This is a genomic window from Lysinibacillus sp. fls2-241-R2A-57 (assembly GCF_030209535.1).
Lineage (GTDB): Bacteria > Bacillota > Bacilli > Bacillales_A > Planococcaceae > Lysinibacillus.
The window spans coordinates 17,395-29,462 of record NZ_JARVRU010000136.1 but is presented as its reverse complement, the minus strand read 5'-3'; the positions used below and the strand labels follow the sequence as shown (position 1 = coordinate 29,462).

Below are 12,068 nucleotides of genomic sequence, written 5' to 3'. Positions count from 1 at the left end.
TAAAATAATTGCTGTAAAGACACTTGCTTCGGTAGCACCCTATCTATATGTTCTTCGGATAAAGCAGAGTGGGACGTTTTACAAAGTATTCGAGGTTTAAATTTGCTTTCTGAGCAACTTTGCGGATACCTGAACGGTTTCACCTGCTACCCGAAGCACTTTTACTGGATACCTGAGCGGTTTCATTTGCAAACGCTGTCACACAGACAATAGCTGTCTCTTATTAACAAAATTTTACTGACCAACAATATTCAGTAAAATAACATGAAAGCATAGCATAGCAAAATATTAAATAAGTAAACCAACTGTTATCTTAACATATTTATAAGAAAACAGACGCATAAATACATTAAAAGTTCTAGAAAAATACAGTTCAATCAAAAAAAATATCGGCTGTGTTCTCCTTATGGAAAGTAGAAGGCTTAAAATAATCGGTGGAGATTTAGAAAACCTCCACCGATTAAAGTTACTTCTCTATTACATGTCTACAAAAAATTGTTTATACCATACTAAGAACACATAAGCTGTCCAAATATAACGTCCACGATTCGCATTTCCTTCATAGTGCTCATCTAGATAGCCTACTAATTGCTTAGTATCAAAGAATTCATTGGCAAAATCAGTTGTAAACATTTCTTTTACCATCTTGTAATACTTTTCTTCACGTAGCCAGTGACGAATTGGCACTGGGAAACCAAGCTTTGGACGTTTTGCCCATTCTTCAGGTAATTCCTTATGTGCAGCTTGACGAAGAACATATTTCGTATCAATATCATTTACGCGATATCTTGATGGAATGTTTTTCGCTAATTCCATCACTTCTTTATCTAAAAACGGTACACGTAATTCAATAGAATGAGCCATACTCATTTTATCTGCTTTTAATAAAATATCGCCTGGCATCCAAAGATTTAAATCAAGATACTGCATTTTAGTAACATCATCATCACCTGGTACTTCATCGTAAATACGTTTTGTAATCGATTTTACAGATGGACCATTTTTATAGTCTGGCTTTAAGACATTTAATGCATCTTCTTCATCCCATACAACCGCTTCCCCAATAAAGCGTTCTTCTACCGTTTGACCACCTTTAACAAGGAAGTGCGTGTACTGATTTTTAGGTAATGCCTCTGCAATACCACGTAATGCCTTACGGATCCCAAATGGAACTTTCTCATATTTTTGCATTTTGCCAGAGTTTTGATACCATGAGTAGCCACCAAAGATTTCATCCGCACCTTCACCTGAAAGTACAACTGTTACATCCTTCGATGCTAACTCAGAAAGGAAGTAAAGTGGTACAGAAGATGGATTCGATTGCGGCTCGTCCATATGCCACTGAATTTTTGGTAATGCTTCAAAACACTCATCTGCAGAAATATATTTACGCTCATTTTGAATATTTAATGTATCTGATAAATCTTTTGCTAAGTTTGTTTCATTAAACATATCTTCGTAGTCAGAGAAGCCGACAGAGAAGGATTTATCAGGGCGTAATAACGATGTAATATAACTTGAATCAATACCACCTGATAAGAAAGAACCAACCTTTACATCACTTATTTGATGCGCATCAACTGATTCACTTACTGTCGTACGAATGTCTTCTACATATTTTTCAATAGGAGCTTCTTTCGCATGGAATTTTTTATCCCAATACTGCACAATTTTCTTTTTACCATTTTGAATAAGCATATAGTGTGCTGGTTGTAATTTGTACACACCTTTAAAGAACGTTTCGTCCATTGAAGAATATTGGAACGTTAAATAAGGACGCAGTGCATTTTTATTTAATTCTTTAATAAATGATGGGTGCGGTAAAAATGATTTAATTTCTGAACCGAAAATAAAAGTACCATCCGTTGTATTTTCTGTGTAATACAGTGGCTTAATACCAAACCCATCACGAGCGATGAATTGTAAGTCATTCTTCTTATCCCAAATACAGAATGCGAACATTCCGCGAAGCTTTTTGACAAACTCTACTCCGTATTCAACATAACCATAAATAATAACTTCACTATCAGAGTGTGTTTTAAAGTTGTGACCTTTTGCAATCAAATCAGCACGTAACTCTTGGAAATTAAAAATTTCTCCATTAAATACGAGAACGATGTTACCATCCGCACTGTATAACGGTTGATTTGCCACGTCTGATAAGTCGATAATACTTAATCGACGGAATCCTAAAGTTACTTTATCATCACTGTGAATCCCACCGCTGTCTGGTCCACGGTGAATAATTGTATTCATCATATTTTCAATCGTTTGATGATGATCAATCACATTTGTTCCATTAATATAGCCTATAAATCCGCACATTCTATTTTTCACCTCATAATTTAGTGCATAACCTTTACCATAATAGCATGAAAAGACATTCATTTCATGCAGACAATACAGATAAAGTAAAACTTTCATCAGTGAGGTTATCCTACACCGATTATTCGTTCAATCAACGAGCACTTTATCTCACTTAAAAACACTTCAATTTCCCATCTTCTGCCCTTCACCGAAAGTTTTGGATACATTGTATTAAAACTTATGTCATGTGTATAAGTTGATTGTAGTGGAGACTGGGCGACTCCTTGGGGATTAGCGTCACAGATGAGACCCTGCAGCGAGCAACGCGAGTGAAGCGGCTCATCGGACGCCCCCAAGAAGCTTTGCTCTGTGCGAAAGCGTAGCGTCAGCAACAAATGTTTTGTCTGTGCGAAAGCGAAGCGACAGCAACAACAAATGTTTTGTCTGTGCGAAAGCGAAGCGACAGCAACAACAAATGTTTTCTGTAGCGAAAGCAAAGCGTCAGCTACAAATGTTTTATCTGCGCGAAAGCGAAGCGGCAGCGGCAAAGCGCCCAGTCGGAACGGAAATCAACCACACGTTATGACGAAGAGCCACATGAAAGTAGAAGATAAGAAATTATAAAATACTTTTGCCGTATTTTCAATGTGAAAGAAGCCTCTCTATATAGACTTCATGTATAATAGGAAAGATTCCTAATTTGAAAAGAAAGTGAGTTTTTAAATATATGTACGATGTTATCGTTATCGGCGGTGGCCCATCTGGTTTAATGGCCGCTATCGCTGCTGGAGAGCGTAAAAAGAAAGTTTTATTACTAGAAAAAGGGACGAAACTCGGTAAAAAATTGGCCATTTCTGGCGGTGGTCGTTGTAATGTTACCAATCGTTTGTCTGTTGAAGAAATAGTTAAGCACATTCCTGGAAATGGCCGTTTTCTTTACAGTCCTTTTACGGTTTACAATAACGAAGATATTATCGCATTTTTTGAAGGACTTGGTGTGGGATTAAAGGAGGAAGATCACGGACGTATGTTCCCCGTATCTAATCGTGCTCAAGATGTAGTCGATGCTCTTATTCGTCAACTTCAGCGGCTTCATGTTGAAGTACGCTTAAACACACCCGTTAATAAGCTTCTAATGGATGAGGAAAAAATTCTCGGGGTACGCCTTACAGATGGCACTGAAATTCGCAGTAAGGCCGTCGTCGTTGCGGTTGGTGGGAAAGCTGTTCCACAAACAGGCTCAACAGGAGATGGTTATCCATGGGCAGAACGTGCTGGTCATACAATCACAACACTTTTCCCTACCGAGGTTCCTATTATCTCAAAAGAGGACTTTATTCAAGCTCGTGAGCTACAAGGGCTAGCGTTACGAGATGTCGCTGTCTCCGTTTTAAACAAAAAGGGCAAAGTACTTGTAACCCATCAAATGGATATGCTCTTTACCCATTTCGGATTAAGTGGTCCTGCTATTTTACGCTGTAGTCAATTTGTCGTTAAAGAATTAATGAAAACAGGTTACGAGCCTGTGACAATGCGTATTCAAACCCTTGTTGATTATAATGAAGAAACGTGCCTGCAATATTTAAACAGACTTATTAAAGAAGATCCAAAAAAAGCAGTGAAAAATATTTGGAAAGGAATTGCGCCTGAACGCTGGTTGTTATTTTTGTGTGAACGTGCAGATATCGATGTACAAATGACAGGCATTGAATTATCACAGGAAAAAATTCGTAACTTAGCTAGACTACTCGTTAATTTCACAATGACGGTTAGTAGTACGCAGTCTCTTGAAAAAGCATTTGTCACTGGGGGCGGAGTGTCTGTTAAAGAGATTGAACCAAAGACGATGGCCTCAAAGAAAAAGGTTGGATTATTCTTCTGCGGTGAAATCCTTGATATTCACGGCTACACAGGTGGCTATAATATAACGTCTGCACTTGTTACAGGACGTATCGCAGGGATGAACGCAGCACTGTAATATTACTGTATCTCTGATTTCTATCAGCGATTTCTTATCACATAAATAGCGTGTCCTAAAATACGGACACGCTTTTTTTAGCCTTCTTTAGACATATACACTTCCTCAAACGGCTGAATAATGACAAATCCTTCACCTGAAAACGACATTTGAATGGACTCACCGCTCCCACGACCGATAAAAGTACGGAAGCTAATATCTGTTTTAAACTCTGGTGTCAAATTGCCTGACCATGCAACTGTAGCATGTGGGTCCGTATAAACCGTCTCACCTGGCTTCACTAACAAGGTTAACGGTTCGAAATGTGTCGTTATCGCTACTTTTCCTGTTCCTTGTAATGTTACATTAAACAACCCACCTGACATGACTCCTGCCACTTTACGCATTAAATGAATATCCCACTCTACACTTGGCTCAAATGCAAGTAAGTCATTACCGTTGACACAAATAATTTCATCATTTAAATCGAAGATCGTTACTTTTTTTCCTTGATCGGCTAAATACAGTCGCCCGCTCCCTTTCGCTTTCATAAGTTGAGTACCTTCGCCTGTTATGGCCTTTTTAAACATTTTACCTAGACCATGCTCCAACACACGCTCACGCTCAAACTTTATATCGCCTGTATAAGAAATCATCGCACCCATTTTCGACCAAACTTCACCATTTAGGTTGACCTCTAGTACACGCTCAGTTTCTAACTCGAAATATTCGTTTTCGTTTTCATCCTGTTGTGTTTTATTGATAAATTCATTCAAAGAAAATTTCCCCATATCAATTTGCCGCCTCCTTATTTACTTTATATACGCATTAACTTTTAAAAAGATTCAATCAATAAAAGTTATAATTCAGCACTCTAACTAGACTTACTCAAATACGATTTTAAATAGCAATAAAGCAATATACAAGGCAGTACTGTTTTAATTTCACGCTGAATGAAGATAACAGAGGATGACAAAAAAACCTAGTTTTAGGTAACCATTTGAAAATTAATTCTTGAAACTTGCATTTGCTTTTCGTTGCAAAAATTCTCTTTTGGTAGCGAAATCACTTTATTTCCTGTAATGATATTGACATCAGACAACAGCTGTTATACATTAAAAAAAGATTAATCGAGTGTTATATAACAATAGCTGCAAAAAAAGACCATACAAGCGTCATGTGCGAAATGACACTCATATGGCTAATACCTTCAAGTGCGAATTGAAAGTAAAATTTATCTTGTAGCGGAGACGTCTCCAACCTTTTGAGAAGCTTCTTTTAATGCTGTTTGTTTACGTATATCTGCACGTAACGTTAATGCAATTATTAATGAAGCTGCAATTAATCCTGTAAACACATAGAATACTGGAATATAGCTTCCATAAGCATTTTTAATTGCGCTTACTAAAAGCGGACCAAAAACACCACCTAATGACCATGTCGTTAATAAATAACCATGAATAACACCAAGTTGCTTCGTACCGAATAAATCACTTGCAAATGCAGGTAAATTCGAGAAGCCTCCACCATAGCAACTAACAACTAAGAAAATAAGTGCTTGGAAAATAATTACGTTTGTTGTATATGGTAAGACGATAAATGTAACTAGCTGTGCGATAAAGAAAATTACAAAGACGTTCGAACGACCAATATAGTCAGACACAGCTGCCCATACTAAACGACCACCACCATTAAATAATCCCATTACTCCTACCATCGCTGCGGCTCCCGCAACTGATAACCCTACAATTTCCTGAGCCATTGGAGATGCAACAGAAATCATCATAATACCTGCTGTTACGTTTACTAAATGCATCGCCCATAACATCCAGAAATGCTTAGTTTTTACAGCTTCACGTGCTGACATTACAGCTAAATCTTTTTTCACAACATCTTTACCATTTTTTGCAGCAGCCTTCATATTCGCTGGCATATAATCAGGTGCAGGCGGTACTATATATAAAGCCCCTAAAATCATTAACGTGAAATAACTTGCCCCTAAAATATAGTAAGTTGTAGAAATACCCACAGCCTCCATTAAGTTAGCTGCAACCGGTGCTGTAATTAGTGCCCCTGATCCAAATCCAAGTACAGCCATACCTGTTGCTAAACCTCGGCGGTCTGGGAACCATTTTACTAATGTCGATACAGGTGAAATATAACCAATCCCCATACCCAATCCACTTAGTAAACCATATGTTAACCAGTACATTGTTACGGAATCCATTGAAATCGCCACACCAGCACCAGCTTGTCCTGCTCCAAATAGAACAGCTGCTATCATCGCAGACTTACGTGGCCCCATTTTCTCTACTAAGTTACCAAATAATGCTGCAGAAGAACCAGCAAGCCCCATCATTATTGTAAAGGCAATCGTTACGTTTGTTTCACTCCAACCCATCTCTGTGACAATCGGTAGCTTATATACACTGTATGCATAGGCTCCACCGATCGAAAGATGAATAGCGATTGCGGATAATGCAATTAACCATCTATTTTTATTCATAAATTCTCTTTTCTCCCCTCTTTTGCTACTTGTGAAAACTTTATGAACGTCCTTGTAAAACAATTTACCACTTAGAATTATTCAAATGCAAGAAGTTTTTCAAAAAAATATTATTTCCCCAAAAAGTTTTTTATTTTTTACCCTTGTTGTATTACATCGAAAACCCTACAACCTCTAAGTAAATAGCTGTTTATTAAAGGAAAACCACAACACATTTTAGCTAATATTACTTTTCCACACTATTACCTTTGTTCATAAAAGTTATTCTAATATAATTAAATTTGTGCATATTTTCACATTCAATCTATGTATAGTTCATGTTTTTCTGATTCACTTATTTTCTTCACTCTTCTCCATAAATCATTTTCGAATATTCAACACATAGAAATATTTAGAATAAAAGAGAATTTTAAAACTTAAACAAAAGAAATTTTTTACATAAAAAGAAACCAAAAAATAATATTAAATGATATTTTTAACTTTTAATAAATTTCCACTTTAATAAACAAAATACATGTTGTGCATATTTCAAATTGAATGATCATTACCTATTCATTTTTATTATTCAAATATACATTTTTCCTTCAAAAGGAATTGTGTACATTCTTATTTAACTATGGCTAGTGATGTTATTTAAACGTAAAAGCAACTATTCCGATTAGTTTTCATAAAAAAACCTTTGTTATAGCATGCAAGTAAAAACTATACTTTTCAACTAATACTGCATTACCGCAAATTAATAATTTTATTAAAGAATTAAACTTCAAATAATAAGGAATTTTATTAACGAAATGGCTTTACAGGAGATGAGCTAGCTAGTTGGAGTGAACGAGCGTGGTCGTAAATCTTTAAAAGCTATTCAGGGGTTGTTGGTTCGTCGACCGCTAATTCACTTGCAGGTAAAGTAGGGATCAATACTATCCGAAAATTTAGGGGTTTTTATTAGTTAGTGGCTTATTAACATAAAGTACGTTCAATGTTATCAGGCTTGTTCTAGCATGCATCCAGGCTTTTTTACCACACATACCTTAACTTCTGCCACAGAAAGTCAAACAGCTGTCTATCAAAAGGGAAGTGCTTCAAGTTTATAGCTTGTGTCCTATTATCTTGGCGGTGCTTTTAGGAATACATTGCTCAGTCCGGTACGGTACGGTCGATTTTCAAATGGCGGGGAATTGTCATGATTACAGTTTCTCTTCCTATAATATATATTTTTTTTTACATTACGCAAGAAAGCTCCAAGTTAATTTAGTAATGTATCAAAAAGAGATGCTCAGGAATAGCATCTCTTCTTTTTATGAAAAATAAATGATCAATACAATTATTAGTGGCACTAGTAGAATAAATGAACCTATCGATACATAATGCCTTTTTTCTTCCCGCCCATAATAATATTCAATCATAATAGAACTTAACGTGGAAATAGCTAAAAATCCGCATATTGCCACTGTATATAAAAACCAATCATTTATATTAAATAAAATTAAAGCTGCTGTTTGTAAACATTTAAAAATAAACGTTGTACGTTGATGGCTTCTATTTATATATTTCGGCTCCTTTGGAATGCTATACTTTTTTCGAATAGCTTTTTCTAATAGCCACCCTAAGAAGAGAGCAGTTACTAAAAAAGTAAACATCTCACCAAAACTAATGTCTTTTTCTCTTTTTTGCATAAGAGCAATAAAAGCTGACGCAGCGTTGTCATCTTTCACTTTATAAAAGATATTTGTGTGTTGATCGATAAAACCTAATTGCCCATCATATAAGTACATTTTTAGCTGTACAACCTGCCCATTATCAAACTCCACCCATACATCGCTATATGAAAAATAATTATTATCCTTCTGCGATACGACTGACTTTTGAAGTGCATTGGCAAGGAGCTTTGTTTCCATACCTTCTTTATAACCTTTTTGTCCTAAATTCCAGCCAGTTCTTCCAGCCCTAAAGGTATCTTCCTTCCAATTTTGTGCAATGTTAAATTGTTTAATATCTTCATGTTGCACAAGTTCCACAATGGTAGCATGCTTAGCAGTATCTACTTGCTTCCATGGGCCAATTAAAATCAAAAAGAGTAAAGTCACGACTGTCCCAATAATAATCGTTGGATATTGCCACCTACTAGATTGCTTATTTTGCTGATTTACATTTTGTAAAATACGCTCCTGCAATTGTCGTGAGAAACGCGGGGCTTCTCCAAGCTCTTTATCCAGTTTATCCTTAAAAGACGTCATCTTCTAGCACCTCCCAATGATTCTTATCCAGTTTTTCCAGCAATATTTGTCTAGCTCTACGCAGTCTTGTTTTCACAGTATTTTCTGTACACGTAAGAACATCTGCTATCTCTCGAACCTTTAATTCTTGATAATAATAAAGAATGATTACTTCTCTATAGATAATCGGAAGCTCAAACAATGCCGTTGTCAAAATTCTTCGCTCATCCTTTTCAAGTACATCTTTTTCAGGCGTCCTTTTGCTAACTCCAATATGCAGTTTTTCAAATAAAATATGGCGCTTATTTTTCCAGCTTCGTAAATAGTCATGACTTTTATGTACTGTTATTTTTACTAAATATGTTTTTAGTGAGGATCGTTGTTCAAAGCGCTCCTGCTGACGATAATAGGCAAAAAATACATCCTGGACGATTTCCTCTGCAATAGCCCAGTCTTTAACATATAAATAAGCTACTCGAAGACAATATTCACCATGTTCATCCATAATTTTTGCTAAATGCTCACTCAAACAAACACCTCCCGTTTCCCATTCACACTATAGTCGTATCGAAATCTCAGTTGGTTTCAGTATAAAAGAAAAAAGTGCCCAAATTTCGGACACTTTTTTCATTATTATTATTTAACTACGATGTTAACAAGCTTACCTGGGATAACAATTATTTTCACTAAGTCTTTACCCGCCATGTACTCTTGTACTTTGTCATCTGCAAGTGCTACTTTTTCGATTTCCTCTTTTGAAGCATCTTTTGCTACGACGATTTTGGCACGTACTTTGCCGGCAACCTGAACTGCGATTTCCACTTCATCATCAACAAGTTTAGACTCGTCATATGTTGGCCATTGCTCATATGAAAGTGTTGCATCATGACCTAATACCTGCCATAACTCTTCTGCAACGTGTGGAACCATTGGCGCTAACATTTTCACAAAGCCTTCTGCGTAAGCTGTTGGAATAACATCCGCTTTGTAGCAATCGTTAATGAATACCATCATTTGTGAAATAGCTGTATTAAAGCGAATACCTTCATAATCCTCTGTCACTTTTTTCACAGTTTGATGGTATGATTTTTCAAGTGTTTTGTCATCAGAAGCTTGAATTTTCGCAGCGATTGTTCCATCTTCTTCATTGATAAATAGACGCCAAATACGATCTAAGAAGCGACGTGCTCCATCCAAGCCATTTGTTGACCATGCAACAGATGCTTCAAGTGGACCCATGAACATTTCATATAGACGTAAAGTATCAGCACCGTGTGAAGAAATGATTTCATCAGGATTAACGACATTGCCTTTTGATTTAGACATTTTTTCATTACCTTCACCTAGAATCATCCCTTGGTTAAATAATTTATGGAATGGCTCTTTCGTGTGTACAACACCTAAATCGTATAGTACTTTATGCCAGAAGCGAGCGTATAGTAAGTGTAATACCGCATGCTCTGCCCCACCGATATAAATATCAACTGGTAACCAGCGTTTCAATAATTCAGGGTCTGCGATTGCTTCTTTATTTGTTGGGTCAATATAACGAATGAAGTACCAGCTAGAACCTGCCCACTGCGGCATCGTATTCGTTTCACGACGACCTTTTTTGCCTGTTTCAGGATCAACAACATTTACCCATTCAGCAATGTTCGCTAACGGAGATTCACCCGTACCTGAAGGACGAATATTATCTGTTTTTGGTAGCACTAATGGTAATTCGGATTCTGGTACTGGCGTCGTTATACCATCTTCCCAATGAATCATAGGAATTGGCTCACCCCAGTAACGTTGACGAGAGAATAACCAATCGCGAAGACGATAAGAAATTTTCTTCTCACCAACGCCTTTTTCCTCAAGCCATTGAATTGCCTTAGCAATACCATCTTCTTTGTTTAAGCCATCAAGGAAGTCAGAGTTAATATGTTTACCATCACCTGTGAAGGCTTCTTTGCTAATGTCTCCACCTTCAAGGACAGGAATAATTTCTAAACCAAATTCTGTCGCGAATTCATAGTCGCGCTCATCATGTGCTGGAACTGCCATAATAGCACCAGTACCGTATGATACTAAAACGTAGTCCGCAACCCAAATCGGCATTTTTTTGCCATTAATCGGATTAATTGCATAGGCACCTGTGAATACGCCTGTTTTTTCTTTCGCTAAATCTGTACGTTCTAAATCAGATTTCAATTTTACTTTATCTAAATAAGCTTCAACAACTTGTCGTTGTTCAGCAGTTGTAATTTGATCCACTAATTTATGCTCAGGTGCAATAACACAGTATGTAGCACCAAATAATGTATCAGGACGAGTTGTAAACACTGTGAAGTTTTCATCTGTGCCATCTATATTAAATGTTACTTCTGCACCTTCCGAACGACCAATCCAGTTACGTTGCATATCCTTAATAGACTCTGGCCAATCAACTTCCTCTAAGTCATCGATTAAACGATCAGCATAGGCAGTAATTTTAAGCATCCATTGCTTCATTGGACGACGTTCTACAGGGTGACCACCACGCTCTGACTTTCCATCAATAACTTCTTCGTTTGCAAGTACTGTTCCAAGTGCTGGACACCAGTTTACAGCTACTTCATCTACATAGGCTAAGCCTTTTTTATAAAGTTGGATAAAGATCCATTGTGTCCATTTATAATATTCTGGGTCTGTCGTGTTAATTTCACGATCCCAGTCATAGCTAAAGCCTAGCTCTTGAATTTGACGCTTAAATGTCGCAATATTTTTCGCTGTAAATTCTGCTGGGTCATTTCCTGTATCAAGTGCATATTGCTCTGCAGGTAAACCGAATGCATCCCAGCCCATAGGATGTAGGACGTTATAGCCTTGCATACGCTTGAAGCGTGAAAGGATGTCTGTCGCTGTGTAGCCCTCTGGATGTCCTACATGAAGACCAGCACCAGATGGGTATGGGAACATGTCTAACGCATAAAATTTTGGTTTTTCTGTTTCGTTTTCAGTTTTAAACGTTTTATTATCAGCCCAATATTGCTGCCACTTTTTTTCGATTTGTTGATGATTAAAACTCATTATTTTTCCTCCTTTGTATGTGTCATGCTCT

At 36.9% G+C, this 12,068-nt stretch carries 8 protein-coding genes; 2 read left to right on the top strand and 6 right to left on the bottom strand.

All coding sequences use genetic code 11. The annotated features are described in order from the left end of the window. Positions 1-477: 477 nt before the first annotated feature. A complete protein-coding gene (gene asnB / locus QRN68_RS19380) occupies positions 478-2,325 on the bottom strand; it encodes an asparagine synthase (glutamine-hydrolyzing) (RefSeq protein WP_285398571.1) in 1,848 nt (615 codons plus the stop codon). A 388-nt stretch (positions 2,326-2,713) separates the two neighbouring features. Between asnB and QRN68_RS19375 the strand changes: the two genes are divergently transcribed. Further along, positions 2,714-2,893, top strand: coding sequence for a hypothetical protein (locus tag QRN68_RS19375; protein WP_285398539.1), 180 nt, complete (start codon positions 2,714-2,716; stop codon positions 2,891-2,893). 141 nt (positions 2,894-3,034) lie between these two features. Then, complete coding sequence (locus tag QRN68_RS19370; protein WP_285398538.1) at positions 3,035-4,285, top strand: BaiN/RdsA family NAD(P)/FAD-dependent oxidoreductase; 1,251 nt, start codon at positions 3,035-3,037, stop codon at positions 4,283-4,285. 77 nt (positions 4,286-4,362) lie between these two features. Here the strand turns inward: QRN68_RS19370 and QRN68_RS19365 are convergent, their stop codons facing one another. The 5 genes from QRN68_RS19365 to leuS all read right to left on the bottom strand — a co-directional run bounded on the left by QRN68_RS19365 (position 4,363) and on the right by leuS (position 12,037). After that, a complete protein-coding gene (locus QRN68_RS19365; protein ID WP_285398537.1) occupies positions 4,363-5,055 on the bottom strand; it encodes an AIM24 family protein in 693 nt (230 codons plus the stop codon). A gap of 443 nt (positions 5,056-5,498) precedes the next feature. Beyond that, a complete protein-coding gene (locus QRN68_RS19360; protein ID WP_285398536.1) occupies positions 5,499-6,770 on the bottom strand; it encodes an L-lactate MFS transporter in 1,272 nt (423 codons plus the stop codon). Between the two features lie 1,295 nt (positions 6,771-8,065). Beyond that, positions 8,066-9,004 (bottom strand): DUF4181 domain-containing protein, encoded by a 939-nt coding sequence (locus QRN68_RS19355; protein ID WP_285398535.1) that lies wholly within the window; start codon positions 9,002-9,004, stop codon positions 8,066-8,068. Then, positions 8,991-9,512: a sigma-70 family RNA polymerase sigma factor gene (locus QRN68_RS19350; protein WP_285398533.1), complete on the bottom strand. Its 522-nt coding sequence runs from the start codon at positions 9,510-9,512 to the stop codon at positions 8,991-8,993. Before QRN68_RS19350 ends, QRN68_RS19355 begins: the two co-directional genes overlap by 14 nt. A gap of 107 nt (positions 9,513-9,619) precedes the next feature. Beyond that, positions 9,620-12,037 carry a leucine--tRNA ligase gene (gene leuS / locus QRN68_RS19345; RefSeq protein ID WP_285398532.1) on the bottom strand — a complete coding sequence of 806 codons (2,418 nt, stop codon included), beginning with the start codon at positions 12,035-12,037 and terminating at the stop codon, positions 9,620-9,622. Between the last annotated feature and the right edge of the window lie 31 nt (positions 12,038-12,068).

Bases quoted from the DNA above. Each gene is read 5' to 3' on its own strand.
- QRN68_RS19365 (WP_285398537.1), bottom strand. From the start codon at position 5,055: ATGGGGAAATTTTCTTTGAATGAATTTATCAATAAAACACAACAGGAT.
- leuS (WP_285398532.1), bottom strand. From the start codon at position 12,037: ATGAGTTTTAATCATCAACAAATCGAAAAAAAGTGGCAGCAATATTGG.
- QRN68_RS19360 (WP_285398536.1), bottom strand. From the start codon at position 6,770: ATGAATAAAAATAGATGGTTAATTGCATTATCCGCAATCGCTATTCAT.
- QRN68_RS19370 (WP_285398538.1), top strand. From the start codon at position 3,035: ATGTACGATGTTATCGTTATCGGCGGTGGCCCATCTGGTTTAATGGCC.
- asnB (WP_285398571.1), bottom strand. From the start codon at position 2,325: ATGTGCGGATTTATAGGCTATATTAATGGAACAAATGTGATTGATCAT.
- QRN68_RS19355 (WP_285398535.1), bottom strand. From the start codon at position 9,004: ATGACGTCTTTTAAGGATAAACTGGATAAAGAGCTTGGAGAAGCCCCG.